This window comes from Desulfomicrobium salsuginis (assembly GCF_054657795.1).
Window position 1 is genome coordinate 186,293 of sequence record NZ_BAAHYA010000002.1, and the last position, 16,908, is coordinate 203,200.

Below are 16,908 nucleotides of genomic sequence, written 5' to 3' on the forward strand. Positions count from 1 at the left end.
TATATCATTTTTTCGTGTCATGAGGGGTCGGCGTTGTTGACGAGCCGTCATGTCGGCTGTACCCCATGCCCAGTTTTTTGCGGGCTTGAATGTGATCGAATCGCGCACGAAGGAGGCGAAGATGGCTGAGAGCGAGAAGAAGGGTTCCAAGAAGAAAGCCGATGCGTCGGATACTGGCACGCCGACCGCGGAGCAGTTGGAGCTGATTCAGAAGCAGCTCATCCTGACCGGCAAGGACATCGTGACCATTGGCGAGGAGGCGGAGCTTCTGGTCGGCGGCAAGAACTACAACACCGCCATCATCAGCACCATCGAAGGTATCCGCGCCCCGCAGTTCAGGGCCGTTTCCTCCATCGCCTTCCATAAGCTCCTCGACGAGACCAAGGTCAACGCCGCCCTGGTTCGCAGCACCGTGGACAGGGCCTACGACACCACGGACTGGAGCGACGCCGAGATCAACAAGGACTCCGAGTTCCTCCAGAAGTTTGTCCGCAAGATCGCCCTCGACGTGAAGGAAGCCGCCAAGAAGCAGGAAGGCACCCTCATCCGCCTGCGCACCTTCATCAACAACGTCGTCGAAGGCTTCGCCGTTTCCCCCGAGGGCATCGACCAGCTGCGCAAGCGCTCGGTCCTCGTGCAGGTGGCCATCCTGTCCGTCGATCTGCCCAAGGACGTGGCCGACGCCGTGCGCGGTGCCTACCTCGACATCTGCAAGGAGGCGGGCCTGGAGAACGAGCCCGTGGCCGTGCGTTCCTCGGCCGCCGGCGAGGACAGCCGCAAGAAGGCCTTCGCCGGCCTGCAGGACACCTACCTCAATATCGTGGGCGAGAATTACGTGGTCCAGGCCTATCACTGGGACTGCGCCTCGGCCTACAACCTGCGCTCCATGACCTACCGCCGCGAGGCCATCCTCGACGCCGTGGCCAAGGCCGAGCAGACCGGCGACGACTCCATCGCCATCAAGGCCAAACAGGAATGGGCCATCGAGAACACGTCCCTGTCCGTGTGCATCATGCGCATGATCAACCCGGTCATCTCGGGCACGGCCTTCTCGGCCGACACGTCCACGGGCTGCCGCGGCACCTCCCGCAAGGATCTCGTGTCCATCGACGCCAGCTACGGCCTGGGCGAAGCCGTGGTCAGCGGCCTGGTCACCCCCGACAAATTCTATGTCTTCCAGCGTGAGGACGGTCAGGAGATCGTCATTCGCTACATGGGCTGCAAGGACAAGCGCATCGTCTACAAGGAGTCCGGACGCGGCACCAAGGTCGAGACCGTGCCCGAGGACATGGCCTACCGCTGGTCCCTGTCCCTGGCCCAGGCCGAATCCGTGGCCAAGGGCGTGCGCTGCATCAGCAAGGGCTACGGTGGCATGATCATGGACTCGGAGTTCTGCATCGACCAGTGGGACCGCCTGTGGTTCGTGCAGGCCCGCCCCGAGACCCGCTGGAACGAAGAGCTGGATCATCACCCGCACACGATTTTCATGCGCCGCAAGGAAGTGGACCCCGAGGCCGCCAAGTACGCAGAAGTGCTCCTTGAGGGCAACGGCGCGTCCCGCGGCGCCGGCCAGGGCCAGGTGCGCTACCTGCGCTCGGCCCTGGAACTGAACAAGATCAACAAGGGCAACGTCCTGGCGGCCGAGCGCACGGACCCGGACATGGTGCCGGGCATGCGCATCGCCTCGGCCATTATGGCCGACGCCGGCGGCGACACCAGCCACGCTGCCATCACCTCCCGCGAACTGGGCATCCCGGCCGTCATCGGCATCAAGCGTCTGGAGAAGCTGCGCACCCTGGACGGTCAGGACGTGACCGTGGACGGCTCCCGCGGCAAGGTCTACCGCGGTCTCTTGCCGCTGGTTGACGTGGGCGGCGAGATCGACGTCAGCGAACTGCCGGACACCAAGACCAAGGTCGGCCTCATCCTGGCCGACGTGGGGCAGTCGCTCTTCCTGTCGCGCCTGCGCGACGTCCCCGATTTTGAGGTGGGCCTGCTGCGCGCCGAGTTCATGCTCGGCAACATCGGCGTCCATCCCCTGGCCTTGGAGGCCTATGACCTGGGCACCCTGGAGACCGTGGTCACCGAGAAGCTCACGGTGCTCGAGAACGACCTGACCAAGATCGTGTCCGAGCAGATGGCCGCCGGCATCATTTCCCTGGACATCAAGCTGCGCAGCTACGTGGGCATCGTCACGGGCCTGGGCCGCAAGATGGAGGAGCTGACCGAGCGCGAAGGCGCCAAGGGCACCGACGAGGTTCTGGCCATCCACCGCCAGCTGCGCGAACTGGACAAGAAGCTCGACGAGCACCTGGAGTTCGCCACCCAGCGCTTTGAAGTCTTGAAGACCTCCCACAACCTGCGCGACCATGTGGCCGTCATCATGGGCTACGCCGACGAGCTGGAGAACCTTGGCGCCGACCCGCAGTCACAGCGCCGCCGCCACGAGCTCCAGGACGCCATTTCCCGTGACGTGGCCCGTATCGAGAAGGATCCGGTCATCGTCTCCATCCTGGAGAAGATCGCCGCCATGCGCGAGGACGTGGCCAAGAAGGTCGGGCTGCAGCAGGAAATGGACACGGTCCGCACCCTGCCGGAGAAGATCCGCGAAATCCTCAAGGCCCGCGGTTACCGCAGCGGCAAGGAGCTGTACATCCAGTCCCTGGCCCAGGGCCTGGCTCTCTTCGCCATGGCCTTCCACGGCAAGACCATCGTCTACCGCACCACGGACTACAAGACCAACGAATACCGCAACCTCCTGGGCGGCCTCCTGTTCGAAGGACACGAGGACAACCCCATGCTCGGCTACCGCGGCGTGTCGCGCAACATCCACGACTGGGAGCTGGAGTCCTTCAAGCTGGCCCGCGGCGCCTTTGGCGGCGTGAACCTGCACCTCATGCTGCCCTTCGTGCGCACCCTCGAAGAGGCCCGCTCCATGAAGCGCTACCTCCAGCAGGTGCACCACATCCAGTCTGGAGACTCGGGCCTGAAGATCATTCTCATGTCCGAGATCCCGAGCAACGCCGTGCTGGCCAAGGAATTCATCAAGGAGTTCGACGGGTTCTCCATCGGCTCCAACGACATGACCCAGCTGGTGCTCGGCACCGACCGCGACAACGCCCGCCTGCGCCACATCTACGACGAGGAGGACCCGGCGGTGGTCTGGGCCATCCTGACGACCATCTTCACGGGCCAGAAGTTCCGCAAGAAGGTCGGCTTCTGCGGCCAGGGCGTGTCCAACTCCAAGATCATCCGCGGCCTGGTGTGCATCGCCGGCATCGTTTCCGCCTCGGTTGTGCCGGACACCTACCAGCAGACCAAGTTCGACATCGCCGAGGTCGAGTCCGAGAACATCCCGCTCTCGGGCCTGGGCGACTGGCTCACGGAACAGCACCTGGAGCGCCTGCACATGCTCCTGGCCGAGAACCGCTACGAGCACATTCTCAAGAAGAACACCTCCGGACCGGACCTCATGGACTGGTACGAAGGCGAGTTGGCCCGCCTGCACGAGCAGCTGCAGTCCAACCTCGGCACAGCCAAGGAAGACTTCTACCGGCAGGAGCTGGCCTCCTTCCGCAGCATCTTCCACAAGCCGGTCATCTACGCCAACTGGGACTGGCAGACCACGGTCAGGGATGCGCTGCATCAGGCCGGGTTTGCAGATTTCGCGGAGCAGGAGATAGCTCTGGCGGAGCAGAGGACCAAAACCTGGTAAGCGAGGGCGGCGAAAGCCGCCCTTTTTCGTCCATGCAGTGGAATTCCATCCCCGTCACCGTGACCCGCAACCCCAGGGCGCGCAAAGTCTGGCTCAAGATGCGCTCCTGCCGGGGGATCGAGGTCGTCCTGCCGTACAGGGTTTCGACGTCCGAAGTTCCGTCCATCCTCGAACGGCACAAGTCCTGGCTCATGGAGCGCCTGGCCGACCTCGAAACCAGGGGCCAGGCGCCGGGGCAGAACCCTTTGCCGGATGCCGTCACTCTCGCGTTCCTGAACCGGGAATATTTCGTTGCCTACGGCGAGGCCGTCCGGCCTGAACTGCATGTCGCGGAAACGCAGCTTCGCGTGCTGCTGCCCGGCGGCGAGACCGGCGCCGGGGCGCTCTTGCTGCAGATGTGGCTGGCCGATCTGGGAAAGTGCCATCTCGTCCCGTTCTGCCGGGAGGTTGCGCAGCTGCACGGGGTGTCCATCTCGGGCGTCCGGGTGCGCAACCAGGCCGGCCGCTGGGGCAGCTGTTCGGCGCGGGGCGGCATCAGCCTCAACGCCAAGCTTCTTTTTCTGCCCCGGCCCCTGGCGCGCAACGTCGTGCTCCACGAGCTCTGCCACGTGGCGCACCGCAACCACGGGCCGGCCTTCAAGGCCGCCCTGCGGGAATTGGATCCGCTGACGGACGAACATGAGGCGCGGATCAGGACAGCCTGGGAGGAACTGCCGGCATGGACCAAATGGCGCAGGAAGGACGTGGGCGCGTGAACGCCCTGCAATGACCGGAAAGGGAGGGACTATGAGAAAGATGGTATTCGCTCTGTTACTGGCCGGCCTTTTCGGCTGCACGCAGGAAGCCCAGAACCAGCTGGGACGCTCCATCCAGAACTGGACCGGGACCAACGGCGTCCTGGAGGTGTTCTCCGGGGAAAAGCTCGTCCACCGCTTCATCAAGATCGACAAGTTGTCCACGGCCTACGGCACCGCGGATCGCCAGGCCCGGGGCTACCGCTTCGGCTACGGCGTGGCCGACACGGATTTTGACGGCAAGGTCGGACCGGGTGAGAAGAAGGTGTACTTCGAGGTCGCGGAGTTTGCGACGTACGTGTTTTACGAGCAGCCCTGACCGGGAGGTTCGGCTGTCCGGTTGAGCTTCCGGCGGTCTTCGTTAAGAAGGCAAGAGTGGGGAGCGTAGCGGGGCGGCCGCGTGCCGGACGGTCTGCGGTGAGGCCCGTCGAAACTCCCTCGCGGGCCTCGTAATGCTTCCCGGCCTTGATCGTCGGACAGAGGGCCGCGCGTTGTCCGGCCCGCGGCCGGAAAGCAAACGATGCCTGGCTCAGTCGGACAGTCGACGGCCCTCGCCGCAGACCGCCCGACACGCTTGAGATTGGGCTTTGAGCGGGAGAATGGAAAGGCAGGGAAAGTTTGCAGGCCTCTGGGTGCCCTCTCTTTTGTGGTTGGCCTTCAGTGGATTTCTGCCGCATTTTTTCGGCGTCATTCCCGCGAAGGCGGGAATCCATGATTTTCGAACTGTAGCCTAAGGGAAAACGCGCGGCTCCCGATCCAGGGCCAGGGCCGCCAGGGCCGCAACGCCCCAGGGCAGGCAGTCCTCGTCCAGGCAGAAGCACGAGCTGTGCAGCCCGCCCCGGCCGTCGGCGGCGCAGGGGCCGCAGCCCATGAAGACGAAGCAACCCGGCACCTTCTGCTGGTACTGCGAGAAATCTTCGCCGGCCATGACCGGATCGATGTTCCCCTCAACCATTTCTGATATCTCCCCGAGAACCCGTGCGGCTTTCGCCGCGGCGGCAGGGTCGTTGTCGACCACGGGGAAGCCCCGCAGGTAGTCGAATTCAGCCTGCACGCCCATGCCGGCGGCCACGGCGTCCGTCATGGCGCGCATGGCCCCTTCGATCATGTCGCCCGTCGACGCCGAGAGCGTGCGCACCGTGCCCTGCAGGAAGGCCGTGTCCGGTATGATGTTGTAGCCCGTGCCGGCGTCGAGACGCGTCACGCTGAGCACGGCCCGTTCGCCCGGGGGCACCCGGCGCGAGACGATGGTGTTGAGTTGGGTCACCAGATGGCAGGCGGCCAGGACAGGGTCGACGCACTGGTGCGGGGCCGAGGCGTGTCCGCCCTTGCCCCGCAGGGTCACTCCAAAGACGTCGGGCCGGGCCATGAGGGGGCCGGGGCGGGTGCCGAACCAGCCTGTGGGTCTGCCCGGCCAGACGTGCAGGCCGTAGACCTCGCGCACGCCGTCGAGGCACCCGGCCTCGACCATGAATTTCGCACCGCCGGGCTGGTTCTCCTCGTTGGGCTGGAAAAGGAAGCGCACGCCCGTCGACAGCCTGTCCCGCAGGTCCGTAAGCAGGGCGGCCGCGCCCAGGAGCATGGCCGTGTGCGCGTCGTGGCCGCAGACGTGGGCCTGCCCAGGGATCTGCGAGGCAAACTCGAGGCCCGTCTCCTCCTGCACGGGCAGGGCGTCCATGTCGGCCCGCAGGGCGACCATGCCGTCCGAGCCGCCGGCCGGTCCGTGCAGGTCGGCCACGATGCCGCCGCCGACGTTGTCCCGGACGTCCAGGCCGAGCCCGTTCAGTTCGCGCAGGACCAGGGCTCTGGTTCGGGGAAGGTCCGTGCCGATCTCGGGATGCCGGTGCAGTTCGCGCCGGATGGCGCGCACGTGGTCGAGGCGCTGCCTGCTCTGGTTCAGTATGCTCTTCATCGCCCGCCTCCCGCTGTCATCCGGGACACGACCCCGATGTCCGTGCGCCAGTTCCACCCGATCCGCTCCCAGAATTTTCGTCCGTCCTCGTTGTCCGTGAAGAGGAAGGCGTGGGCCTTGTCCAGCCCTGCTTCGGCCAGGGCGCCCAGGGCGCTGTCTATCAGCATGCGGCCGATGCTTCGGCGCCTGTAGCCTTCGTGCACGCACAGATGATGCAGGTAGCCACGCCGGCCGTCGTGTCCGGCCAGGACCGTGCCTGTCAGGACTTCGCCGGACCAGGCGCACTGGCTCAGGCCCGGATTGCGCAGCAGGTAGTCGCGCATGCACTCGGGCCCGTCTGCAGCGGACAGGCCGATGCCCGGCGTGCCCTGCCACAGGGCCAGGGCGGCGGGGTAGTCGTTCATGGTCATTGGGGCGATGCGCGGTGCGGTCATGCTGCGATCCTTGGGATGACGTTGCAAAAAATCGGGACCATGGCATTGTGCGTGCTTTGCGTTCCGGGATCAAGGGGGGCGGGCCGGATTCCTCGTCGATGGGGGCGGGGCATTGTCATTCCCGCGCCATTCCAGTAGATAAGCGGATGTTTGTACACGCCTTTGACAACCAACTCCGCAGCCCATGGAGGCAGATCATATGCGATTTCTGGACGAACTGAACGTCAGCGGCAAGCGCGTTCTCATGCGCGTCGATTACAACGTGCCCCTGAAGGGCGAGACCATCACCGACGACAACCGCATTAGGCAGAGCCTGCCGACCCTGCAGATGGCCCTGGACGGCGGCGCCTCCCTGGTGATTTGCTCCCATTTGGGCCGGCCCAAGGGCGCCCCGGACGCCCAGTTCTCCCTCAAGCCCGTGGCCGCCCGCCTGGCCGAGCTGCTGGGGCGCGAGGTGAAGATGGCTCCGGACTGCATCGGGCCCGAGGTCAGGGCCATGGCCGACGCCCTGAAGCCCGGAGAAGTCCTGCTGCTTGAAAACCTGCGCTTCCATCCCGGCGAGACCAAGAACGACCCCGAATTCAGCCGCGAGCTGGCCGCTCTCGGCCAAGTCTACGTCAACGACGCCTTCGGCGCGTCCCACCGCGCCCACGCCTCGGTGGTCGGCGTGACGGAATTCATCGCCGACTGCTGCGGTGGCCTGCTCCTGAAGAAGGAATGGCAGTACCTGGGCGAGGCCCTGAAAGACCCCAAGCGCCCCTTCGTGGCCATCATCGGCGGGGCCAAGGTCTCCTCCAAGCTCGGCATCCTGAAGGCCCTCATGGGTCAGGTCGATTCCATGATCGTCGGCGGCGCCATGGCCAACACTTTTCGCAAGGCCCAGGGCTTCGAGGTCGGCATCTCCCTGGTCGAGGACGATCTGCTCGAGGATGCCATGGCCATCATGGTCGAGGCCCGCGAGAAGGGCGTCAAGTTCTACCTGCCCGTGGACTTCATCCTCGGCACCGACCCCAAGGGCGGCATCGCCTCTGGCGTGAGGACCTACCAGGACATCCCCCAGGATGAGATGATCCTCGACACGGGCCCGGCCTCCCACACCCTGTTCGCCGAGGTCATCAAGGACGCCGGGACCGTCATCTGGAACGGCCCCATGGGCGCCTTCGAGAATCCGGCCTTTGCCCAGGGTTCCATCAACCTCTGCCGGGTGGTGGCCGCCATCCCCGCCATGACCATCCTCGGCGGCGGCGACACCAACGTCATCGTGGAGCAGACCAGGCTGACCGAGAAGTTCTCCTTCATCTCGACCGGCGGCGGCTCGTTCCTGGAATTCCTCGAAGGCAAGGAACTGCCGGCCTTCACCGCCCTGGAGAAAAAGTCATGAAGAAGCTCATGGCCGCCAACTGGAAGATGTACAAAACCGTGGCCGAAGGCGCGGCCACGGCCGCGGAACTGGTCGGGCTGCTGGACGGGCGTCTGCCCGCGGACCGCGAGGTCCTGGTCTGTCCGTCCTTCACCATGCTTTCGGCCGTGGCTCCCATCCTTTCCAAGACCCCGGGCTGCAGCGCAGGCGCCCAGAACTTCTACCCTGCCGGGCAGGGAGCCTTCACGGGCGAGGTCGCCCCTGAGCAGCTGCTGGAACTGGGCTGCGCCTACGCTCTGGCTGGACACTCCGAGCGTAGGCACGTCCTGGGAGAGGGTGACGAGCTTGTCGGGCGGAAGGTGACCTTCGGCCTGGGCGCGGGCCTGCGGATGATCCTGTGCGTCGGTGAGACTATCGAGGAGCGCAGGGCCGGGCAGGTCGAGGCTGTGCTGGCGCGGCAGCTGGAAAAGGGCCTGGAGGGCGTGCTCGGCTCCGCCACGGCCGAGAGCCTGGCAGTGGCCTATGAGCCGGTCTGGGCCATCGGCACGGGCGAGGTTGCCGGACCGGCCGAGATTTTGGCCGCCCATGCCTTTGTGCGCGAAAAACTCGTGGCCCTGCTGCCGACCGAGGGCGCATCCGTGCGCATCCTTTACGGCGGTTCCGTCAAGCCCGACAACGCCGGAACTATCATCCGCCTTGACAATGTGGACGGTGTACTGGTAGGCGGCGCAAGTCTCAAAGCCGACAGCTTCAGCCAGATCGTTCTGGCTTAAATATTAGGAGGAAACCCCTTGAACGCCCTGATAATCACCATTCACGTCATTGCCTGTGTCACCCTTGTCGTCCTCGTCCTGCTGCAGTCCGGCAAAGAGGGCATGGGAGTCATCTTCGGCGGTGGCGGCGGGTCCCTGTTCGGGGCCACGGGCGCGGGAGGCCTGCTCGGCAAATTGACCGCCGGCGCAGCGACCGTGTTCTTCCTGACTTCCATGGTCTTCACGTATATCAGCACCCAGCAGCACGTGGCTCCCAAGGAGTCCATCGTCATCGACATGCCCGTGACCCAGACCCCGGCCGAGCAGCCTGCCGCTCCGGAGCAGAAACAGTAAAAAAAGTACTGGACAAACCGTAGAGGCATGGCTAAAGACTGCTTCTCCGGTTTGCGGGATGAAGTTTCGCAAATCTGATAGGTTAGATGTCGAAGTGGTGGAATTGGTAGACACGCTATCTTGAGGGGGTAGTGGGGTATCCCGTGGGGGTTCGAGTCCCCCCTTCGACACCAGAAATTCAAGGGCCTTGCAGTCAACACGCTGCAAGGCCCTTTTCTGTTGCTTTCTGCGCTGTCATGGAGATGTTTCTTCCTGGCGCGACAATTCTTATTTGTGGATAATTTGGCTGGATTGGATTGTCGGATCTGGCCCCAGGCTGGCGCGCTGGACATGAGTGTGCAACGCGTTTACCAAATCCAAAAGCCAAAAAGGACACCTTCCATGCACCATGACGCCTTCGCCATTCTGGACGCCTTGAAGTCCAAGCTGGACGCCCATCGCCCCCTCGCACCGGAACTTGTCCGGAACCTGCGTGAGGACATGGTGCTCAAGTACACCTACCACTCCAACGCCATCGAGGGGAACACGCTGACCCTCATGGAGACCAAGGTGGTGCTGGAGGAGGGGCTGACCATCGGCGGCAAACCGCTGCGGCACCACCTCGAAGCCATCAACCACGCCGACGCGATCACCTACCTGGAAGGCCTGGTGCAGGAGAACGTCCCGCTTGACGAGCGCATATTGAAGGAATTGCATCAGCTTGTCCTGCGGGGGATCGACAGCGAAGCTGGACGCTATCGGGGCTGCAACGTCATGATCTCCGGCGCGGGACATGCTCCGCCTGACCACCTTCACGTCGGCGAGCGCATGCAGCGCTTCTTCGATTGGTACCGTGGTGAGGCCAGGAGTCTTCATCCGGTGGAAAGGGCGGCCAGGGTGCATGCCGACCTGGTCATCATCCATCCCTTCCGGGACGGAAACGGAAGAACCTCAAGGCTCGTCATGAACCTGGAGCTCATGCGGGCAGGGTTTCCGACCGTCATCATCCCGGTGGAGGATCGGGCCGCCTATTACGAGAATCTGGACAAGGCGGGGAAGGACATGGACTACGGCCCATTTGTTCAGCAGCTTGGCCAACTGGTCGAACGAAGTTTCGAGCCATATTGGTATCTGCTCGGCATAGCCTAGCCGTTAAACACAACAACGAACGAAAAGCCCTGGAGTCACAAGCTCCGGGGCTTTTCGCATTTGGGGGTACTGATGATCGACACGCGGGCCGTGATACTTCCCCTGTTGTTGTTGGTCGACATCCTCGGCCGAAACGCGAAATGTCTCTTGATCTCTTTATCGAGTCCACCTGCCTTGCCGTCGGATAATGCAGACGGCACACGCCCGGGGCATTGGCCATGCCAATGCCCCGGGCGTGTGCCGGGCAGGGCGCTACACCGTCAGTTGCTGGATGCCCTCCAGGGTCCACTGGGGGGACTGGTCGCTTTCGTCGCGCCGGATGTGCCAGACTTCCCTGACCTGTTCCGCAGGGGCTCCTTCGCCGTCCTCGCGCAGCATGGCGTCGAAGAGCACGCTGATGACGGTTTCGGTCCCTGCGTTGCGGGCCTCCAGCACGCGCGCCTCGACCATGAGGATTTCCGTGCGTCCGGGCGCAGGGTCGAGCGCTGCCTGGCGTGCGATCTCGCCGTGCACTTCCGGGCTCGTGAACTGGCGGATGTCGTCGATGTCCCGACGGTCCCAGGACGCCTGCAGGCGGGTGTAGAGGGCTTTCGCCCCGGCCAGGAATTCCTGCTCGTCCAGGCCGTGGGGCATGACGGGGCGCGGCGGCGCCTGCGCCTCGAAGCGCTGCTGGCCCCATCCGCCGTGCGAGCCGGGGTTTCGGGCTTCTTCATGTCCGGCGTAGGCATAAGGCGCCGAATTTGCAGTGGCCGCCCGGCGGGATTTCAGGAACTTGAACAGCAGAAACCCGCCCATGGCCAGGAGAAGCATGTCGAGCATGCCCGGGCCTGCGAATCCGCCGCCGAAAAGCATGGAGCCGATGAGGCCGCCCATGAGCAGGCCGCCGAACATGCCGCCGAGGCCGCCGAAGCGGGACGGGCTGTTTGGCGCAGCCTGCTTGGCCATGGCCGGGGAGTCCTTGGAAGGGGAAGCCTGCTTGTTGTAGCCGCTGCTGTACGACGGTTTGCTGCCGAAGGACCCGCCGCCGCCCATGCGTTTTGCGTCGGCCAGGTCCGGCCAGGCGAAAAGGAGAAAGGCCAGGGCGATAAGGGGGAAAAAGAGATAGGCTTTTCTTGTATGCGCGACGGCCGCGCAAGATGGAGAAAGAGAATCGGTCTTCATGGAACCTCCTGATTTGGCTGGAGGTCATCCAAAAAAAAGACCTCCAGCATGGTTGATCATGCTGAAGGTCTGGCTCATCGGTTGGTTCCGACGGCAAGGCCAAGCGCTTTCGCGCCAGTATTGTTGACCTTGCCACTGGGAGCTACTCCCCTTCAAAACCATAAGTATTGTGCATGGAGGCACATTGTCAAGAATAATTCCGATCGTAGCGCTCCGGAATCGGGGCGAAAGCCCGTCAAACAGACTGCGCGGAAGGATGTATCCAGTCACGCTCTTTCATCGCCATATTCCATGCCGGACAGGCGATGGCCGTCTCCGTTTGTCACAGGCCGTCTTCCGGCGACCGCAATGGCCGGGCTGACCACGTGCCGCGCGGCGTCACTGCCGGCTTACGGCTTCATCCGGCCGGGGGCTGTCGCAGGCCCGGACCACGGTGCGGTTCCGTCCCAGCGCCTTGGCCTGGTAGCAGGCTGCGTCGGCGATGGAGAAGAATTCGTCGACGCTGATCTTGGCGCCTTGCAGGGCGGCGATGCCGATGCTTACGGTGAAGGCCAGTTCCTTGTCGCCATAGGTGAAGCGTCCTTGCGCGATGACGGTCCGGATCTTTTCGAGCACCGCACGGGCAGTCTCCTGGCCCGTGTTGGGCAGCAGGATCGCGAATTCCTCTCCGCCGATCCGTCCGACGGTGTCCGAGGAGCGCAGGCGCGAGGTCAGCGTGTTTGCCAGGTATTTCAGGGCGGCGTCCCCGGCCGCGTGGCCGTAGGTGTCGTTGATGCGCTTGAAGTGGTCCGCGTCCAGGAGCACCAGGCACAAGGGTTGGCGCAGGCGCATCGCCTCGGCGATTTCCGCCTCGGCCCGACCCATGAAGCAGCGCCGGTTCCAAAGGCCCGTCAATTCGTCCGTGGCGGCCAGCAACCGGAGCTTTTCTTCGGCCATGATCTTGATGGTCACGTCCTTGAAACTCCACAGCCAGCCCGTGACGCTGCCGTCCTCGAGCAGCGGCCTGGCGCTTTGTTCGAGGATGATCCCCGTTTTAAGGTGGATCAGCTGGCTGTCCCGGTCCTTGTGGCGCGTTTCGAGCACGCTGTCGGCGGACTCGGGCAGGACGGCCCCTCTGACGTGCTCGATGACGAGGGCGCTCAGTCCCTCCCCGACATGCTCGTCCCGGAGGTTCCACAGTTCGAGGAAGCGCTGGTTGTAGTGCGTGATCCTGTCCTGGTCGTCCAGGACCAGCAGACCGTCGCTGGTCGTCTCCAGGATGAGCCGCAGCTCCGCGGCCTTGCGCCGGAGAGAGGACTGGGTCATCCCTTCGATGCTGTCCGCGATGGAGGCCAGTTCGGCGTTGGAAATGGACGGCGGCTTTTTGCCCGCCTCCCTGCCCGCCGTGATGTCGGCTATGCGCCGTTTGAGGGTCATGAACGGCTCGACGAAGCGCCACTCGTACGCCTTGAGCTGCAGAAGCCCCAGCAGCAGCGTGACCAGGGCCGTCGCCGACACGGTCAGCGCGATCCTGCCCCTGATCGGGGCCATGACCTCGTCCCGGTCCACGGCGGACACGATGATCCAGTCGTTGATGTTGAGCCGGGTGAAATACGCCATCCGGATCCCGGTTCCGGGCAGATCGTATTCGATATAGCCGGTAGCGCCCTTCAGCAGCTCCATGGCCCCGGGGACAATGTCCCCGATTTTGTGGTCGAGGTACCCGCTGTCGTTGTTGTGGATGAGAATCTGCCCGTCGGCATTGACGACGAAGTTCGACTGGCTGCGGAACGATTTGATGTTGTTGAGCATCCCGTCCATGCTGGACAGGGTGCTGTCGACGGAGACGACGCCGCGCAGGCCGTTGGCGTCGAAAAAGGCCGATGATATGGCGACGAGCCACTCCTGGTCGACGATGTCCCGATAGGGCAGGCCGATGGTCATTTTGGGCCAGCTTTCGACCGCGGCGACGTACCAGGGCCGGACCCTCGGATCGTAGCCCTCGGGCGGGGTGTAGCCGTTGATCAGCAGTTCCCCGCCTGCATAGCCTGCATACGAGTACTTCACGTTCGGATTGGACAGCTCGACGAAGCGGAAGTAGGTCCGGGCGCGTTCCCTGGATTCCTCGCCGCTTGTGTCGCCATGCACGACATCGGGGGTGGCGGCCATGATCCGTACCGCGGCCGCCAGGCCTTCGAGGTGGGCCTCGACGTAGGACGAAATCTGCCTGTTCGCGCCGGTGATCCGTTCGCGCGCGCTGTCCATGCCCGCGCGGTAGATGCCCATGGACTGCATGGAAACGACGACGACGGCTATCGCCGCCAGGCAGAACAGGCCGATGAGGAACATTTCCCTGCGAATCGTCTGCCTGCCGCTGTACGTGGAGTCCGGGGTCGGGGCGGTGGAGCGCCGTGATAGAAGTTGCTTCAGATGGGTGATCATGTTTGGGATGGTCCGGACGTGCGGGGTCGGGCCTTGCGGCAGCCGTGTCCGCTTTGTCGTAGTTGCCGGGGATATCAGCAAGAGTTCATTCTTACAAGGCGCGATTCGATGTTCTGTCGATGCCGTGCGGACGGGCCTCCCGGTGGCGTGCGGGCATTGATGGGTGAGGGAAGGATGGGTTTCGGCTTTACCTGTACTGTCAGTCCGTATATTTTACGCACTTGGTGATCAGAAACGCTTTCGGCAGCCGGACAACCGGCGTTTTCGGAGTTTCGAGGTGAGGATATGAGTACGCAGAGCTCGGACTGGCGGCTGGCCGCGGAGAAGGAATCCCAGATGAGGAAGAAGGCCGAGGACGCCCTGGTGGAGATGCGGCGCTTTCTCTTCGACTATTTCTATCTGCTCGGACCCGATCCCATCAGGAACATCGACGTCGTCGTCACGACGCTGGGAAAGGTCCTCGGTTCAGACGTGGCGCTCTACAACCGGCTCGAAGGCGGTGTGCTCAGGACGTGGTCCATCGACCACGAACCTCCGGGCTTCAAGCGGGAAGATGCCCCGGAGGGCCATATCTGTTACGACATGACCATCTCGCACCGCGGCCCGTCCAACATGAAAGCCGTTGTCCTCAACGACCTGGAGGGCACGGAATGGGCAACGCTGGACGCCAACGTCAGGCAGTACGGCCTGAAATCCTACCTGGGCTTCCCTGTCCAGTTGGAAGGCAGGGTGGTCGGGTCGCTGTGCGTCGTCGACACCCGCAAGCGCGAATACACGGAGATCGAGCAGTACATCATCGAGGCCTTTTCATCCGCCATCCGCCTGGAGGAGGAACGTCTCCTGACCCAGAACCGCCTCGCCTTGGCCAACGCGGCCCTTGAGGAGAAAAACCGCAAGATCGAGGAGATGGCGCTGACGGACTTCCTGACCGGGCTGCCGAATCGCCGTGCCATCATCGACTGCCTGGACACGGAGATCGCCGCGCTGAACCGCAGAAGGCACGCCGCGCAGGTCCGCGCCGTCTTTCCCGGTTTTTCTCTTGTCATGTGCGATGTCGACAATTTCAAGGACATAAACGACACCTTTGGCCATGTCTGCGGCGACGAGGTCCTCAAGGTCATTTCGACGCTTCTGACGAACAGCCTGCGCGCCCAGGACAGGGTCGCGCGCTGGGGCGGGGAGGAGTTCGTCATGCTGCTCAAGGATACGGATGCCCCAGGGGCCGCCGTGATCGCCGAGCGTATCCGCAAGGCCATTGCGGACACCCCCTTTTCGTGCGGCGGCGAGTCCTTCCGGGTCACCGCGACCTTCGGCGTCAGCGCCTGCGAGAATCCGTGCATGACCATCAACGATTGCGTCCATGTCGCCGACAAGGCGTTGTACGTGGGCAAGGACAAGGGGCGAAATCAAGTCGTCGTGTTGCCCTTGGAGACTTCGTGCGGGTGACGGTTCGCTTTTCTGGGTGTCGGCGCGTCTCTTTTTGCCATGATTTTCGCATGTGGGATGGATTGCCCGCAATGCGGGGGGCGGATGCCGGGCCTTGACGGGGAAGTGGGGCGGATGTAATCTTGTTTTTTTCGAAGGGGAGTAGCTCCTCCAGGCAAGGTCAACAACACCGGCGCTTCCGCGCTTGGCCTTGCCGTCGGATCACACCGATGAGCAAGACCTTCAGCACCGAACCGTGCTGGAGGTCTTTTTTTTGGACCTTCGGCCAAGACCCGGAGGTCTCATGAAAAAGAACCGTTTCCTGCCGTCTTCGCCATTCCCGAGGGGTGGACTCATCCCGAATTCAGACGTCCATACCGGGCGTTGTCCCATCGTGAGCGGGGGCTCCACGCACCCCGGGAGGGACTGCGCATGATCACCCCGATTCTCGCCGTCGTGTTCGGCCTCGCCCTGCTGGTCTGGAGCGCCGAGCGCTTTGTGGACGGGGCGGCCTCCGCGGCCAGCCGCCTCGGCATGCCTTCGCTGCTCATAGGCATGGTCATCGTCGGCTTCGGCACGTCCGCGCCGGAGATGGTCGTCTCGGCGCTGTCGGCGAGCCAGGGCAACCCCGGCATCGCCTTGGGCAACGCCTTTGGCTCGAACATCACCAACATCGCCCTCATCCTCGGCCTGACCGCCGTCATTCGGCCCGTGATGGTTCATTCACGCGTGCTGCGCACGGAATTGCCGATCCTGACGGCCGTGACCGTCTTCGCCGCGTGGCAGCTCATGGACGGGGAGGTCTCGCGTGGCGATGCCGCGACGCTCCTGGCCGTCTTCGGCGGGCTCATGGCCTGGACCGTTTGGCAGGGACTGCGCCGGCAGACCGATGCCCTGGGGCTGGAGGTGGAGCAGGAGATGAGGCGCCCCATGCCCCTGCGCCGCGCCCTGACCTGGCTGGCGGTCGGGCTTGTCCTGCTCGTGGCCAGTTCGCGCATCCTGGTCTGGGGAGCGGTGGAACTGGCCCGCGGGTTCGGGGTCAGCGACATGATCATCGGCCTGACCATCGTCGCCGTGGGCACGTCCCTGCCCGAACTGGCCTCGTCCATCGTCGCCGCGCGCAAGGGCGAGGACGACATCGCCCTGGGCAACATCCTCGGCTCGAATCTCTTCAACACCCTGGCCGTGGTCGGCATCGCCGGGTCCATCTCCCCCCTGCGCGTCGGTCCGGAGGTCTTCTCCCGCGACATTCTGGCCATGGCCGGCCTGACCTTTTCCCTCTTCGTCATGGGCTACGGTTTTCGCGGCCCGGGCCAGGGGCGCATCAACCGTTTCGAGGGCACGATCCTGCTGGCCTGCTACGTCGGCTACGTGTCCGTGCTGATCCGCAGCGTGCTGCTGGCCTGACGTCCCTGCCTGCCTGCTGCGCGACACCCAAACGGTCGCGTAGCG

General features: G+C 64.0%; 13 protein-coding genes and 1 tRNA gene. 10 read left to right on the top strand and 4 right to left on the bottom strand.

The features are described from left to right. Positions 1 to 121 precede the first annotated feature (121 nt). From ACYQ3G_RS08105 to ACYQ3G_RS08115, 3 genes are read left to right on the top strand one after another with little or no spacing between them, the layout of a single operon-like run. A complete protein-coding gene (locus ACYQ3G_RS08105; protein ID WP_459824602.1) occupies positions 122 to 3,715 on the top strand; it encodes a PEP/pyruvate-binding domain-containing protein in 3,594 nt (1,197 codons plus the stop codon). A gap of 32 nt (positions 3,716 to 3,747) precedes the next feature. Further along, positions 3,748 to 4,470 carry a M48 family metallopeptidase gene (locus ACYQ3G_RS08110; protein ID WP_459824604.1) on the top strand — a complete coding sequence of 241 codons (723 nt, stop codon included), beginning with the start codon at positions 3,748 to 3,750 and terminating at the stop codon, positions 4,468 to 4,470. Positions 4,471 to 4,501: 31 nt separating this feature from the next. Continuing rightward, positions 4,502 to 4,828, top strand: a complete 327-nt coding sequence (locus ACYQ3G_RS08115) for a hypothetical protein (protein WP_028577362.1) — start codon at positions 4,502 to 4,504, stop codon at positions 4,826 to 4,828. Positions 4,829 to 5,239: 411 nt separating this feature from the next. On the opposite strand, the gene ACYQ3G_RS08120 is transcribed toward ACYQ3G_RS08115, so the two are convergent. Both ACYQ3G_RS08120 and ACYQ3G_RS08125 read right to left on the bottom strand, forming a co-directional pair. After that, positions 5,240 to 6,421, bottom strand: a complete 1,182-nt coding sequence (locus tag ACYQ3G_RS08120; protein ID WP_459824608.1) for a M20 metallopeptidase family protein — start codon at positions 6,419 to 6,421, stop codon at positions 5,240 to 5,242. After that, the gene (locus ACYQ3G_RS08125; protein WP_459824611.1) at positions 6,418 to 6,855 is read right to left on the bottom strand and encodes a GNAT family N-acetyltransferase; all 438 of its coding nucleotides are present in this window, start codon (positions 6,853 to 6,855) and stop codon (positions 6,418 to 6,420) included. Before ACYQ3G_RS08125 ends, ACYQ3G_RS08120 begins: the two co-directional genes overlap by 4 nt. A 199-nt stretch (positions 6,856 to 7,054) precedes the next feature. On the opposite strand from ACYQ3G_RS08125, the gene ACYQ3G_RS08130 reads away from it, so the two are divergent. The 5 genes from ACYQ3G_RS08130 (at position 7,055) to ACYQ3G_RS08150 (ending at position 10,449) form a co-directional block, all read left to right on the top strand. Beyond that, positions 7,055 to 8,236: a phosphoglycerate kinase gene (locus ACYQ3G_RS08130; protein WP_459824614.1), complete on the top strand. Its 1,182-nt coding sequence runs from the start codon at positions 7,055 to 7,057 to the stop codon at positions 8,234 to 8,236. Continuing rightward, the gene (gene tpiA / locus ACYQ3G_RS08135; RefSeq protein ID WP_459824617.1) at positions 8,233 to 8,988 is read left to right on the top strand and encodes a triose-phosphate isomerase; all 756 of its coding nucleotides are present in this window, start codon (positions 8,233 to 8,235) and stop codon (positions 8,986 to 8,988) included. Before ACYQ3G_RS08130 ends, tpiA begins: the two co-directional genes overlap by 4 nt. 18 nt (positions 8,989 to 9,006) lie before the next feature. After that, on the top strand, positions 9,007 to 9,321 hold the full coding sequence (gene secG, locus ACYQ3G_RS08140) for a preprotein translocase subunit SecG (RefSeq protein ID WP_459824619.1): 315 nt from the start codon (positions 9,007 to 9,009) through the stop codon (positions 9,319 to 9,321). A gap of 88 nt (positions 9,322 to 9,409) precedes the next feature. Continuing rightward, positions 9,410 to 9,494 (top strand) — tRNA-Leu (locus ACYQ3G_RS08145). Positions 9,495 to 9,702: 208 nt separating this feature from the next. After that, positions 9,703 to 10,449, top strand: coding sequence for a Fic family protein (locus ACYQ3G_RS08150; RefSeq protein ID WP_459824621.1), 747 nt, complete (start codon positions 9,703 to 9,705; stop codon positions 10,447 to 10,449). 252 nt (positions 10,450 to 10,701) lie between these two features. On the opposite strand, the gene ACYQ3G_RS08155 is transcribed toward ACYQ3G_RS08150, so the two are convergent. Both ACYQ3G_RS08155 and ACYQ3G_RS08160 read right to left on the bottom strand, forming a co-directional pair. Next, positions 10,702 to 11,610 (bottom strand): Tim44 domain-containing protein, encoded by a 909-nt coding sequence (locus ACYQ3G_RS08155; RefSeq protein ID WP_459824623.1) that lies wholly within the window; start codon positions 11,608 to 11,610, stop codon positions 10,702 to 10,704. Between the two features lie 378 nt (positions 11,611 to 11,988). Further along, the gene (locus ACYQ3G_RS08160) at positions 11,989 to 14,031 is read right to left on the bottom strand and encodes a sensor domain-containing diguanylate cyclase (RefSeq protein ID WP_459824625.1); all 2,043 of its coding nucleotides are present in this window, start codon (positions 14,029 to 14,031) and stop codon (positions 11,989 to 11,991) included. Between the two features lie 285 nt (positions 14,032 to 14,316). On the opposite strand from ACYQ3G_RS08160, the gene ACYQ3G_RS08165 reads away from it, so the two are divergent. After that, entirely contained in the window at positions 14,317 to 15,477 is a 1,161-nt protein-coding gene (locus ACYQ3G_RS08165) for a sensor domain-containing diguanylate cyclase (RefSeq protein WP_459824629.1), read from the top strand. Positions 15,478 to 15,888: 411 nt separating this feature from the next. Beyond that, positions 15,889 to 16,863, top strand: a complete 975-nt coding sequence (locus tag ACYQ3G_RS08170; protein WP_459824632.1) for a calcium/sodium antiporter — start codon at positions 15,889 to 15,891, stop codon at positions 16,861 to 16,863. Positions 16,864 to 16,908 lie beyond the last annotated feature (45 nt).

Coding starts and splice junctions, on each gene's coding strand:
- ACYQ3G_RS08105 (WP_459824602.1), top strand. CDS start 122: ATGGCTGAGAGCGAGAAGAAGGGTTCCAAGAAGAAAGCCGATGCGTCG.
- ACYQ3G_RS08110 (WP_459824604.1), top strand. CDS start 3,748: ATGCAGTGGAATTCCATCCCCGTCACCGTGACCCGCAACCCCAGGGCG.
- ACYQ3G_RS08115 (WP_028577362.1), top strand. CDS start 4,502: ATGAGAAAGATGGTATTCGCTCTGTTACTGGCCGGCCTTTTCGGCTGC.
- ACYQ3G_RS08120 (WP_459824608.1), bottom strand. CDS start 6,421: ATGAAGAGCATACTGAACCAGAGCAGGCAGCGCCTCGACCACGTGCGC.
- ACYQ3G_RS08125 (WP_459824611.1), bottom strand. CDS start 6,855: ATGACCGCACCGCGCATCGCCCCAATGACCATGAACGACTACCCCGCC.
- ACYQ3G_RS08130 (WP_459824614.1), top strand. CDS start 7,055: ATGCGATTTCTGGACGAACTGAACGTCAGCGGCAAGCGCGTTCTCATG.
- tpiA (WP_459824617.1), top strand. CDS start 8,233: ATGAAGAAGCTCATGGCCGCCAACTGGAAGATGTACAAAACCGTGGCC.
- ACYQ3G_RS08150 (WP_459824621.1), top strand. CDS start 9,703: ATGCACCATGACGCCTTCGCCATTCTGGACGCCTTGAAGTCCAAGCTG.
- ACYQ3G_RS08155 (WP_459824623.1), bottom strand. CDS start 11,610: ATGAAGACCGATTCTCTTTCTCCATCTTGCGCGGCCGTCGCGCATACA.
- ACYQ3G_RS08160 (WP_459824625.1), bottom strand. CDS start 14,031: ATGATCACCCATCTGAAGCAACTTCTATCACGGCGCTCCACCGCCCCG.
- ACYQ3G_RS08165 (WP_459824629.1), top strand. CDS start 14,317: ATGAGTACGCAGAGCTCGGACTGGCGGCTGGCCGCGGAGAAGGAATCC.
- ACYQ3G_RS08170 (WP_459824632.1), top strand. CDS start 15,889: ATGATCACCCCGATTCTCGCCGTCGTGTTCGGCCTCGCCCTGCTGGTC.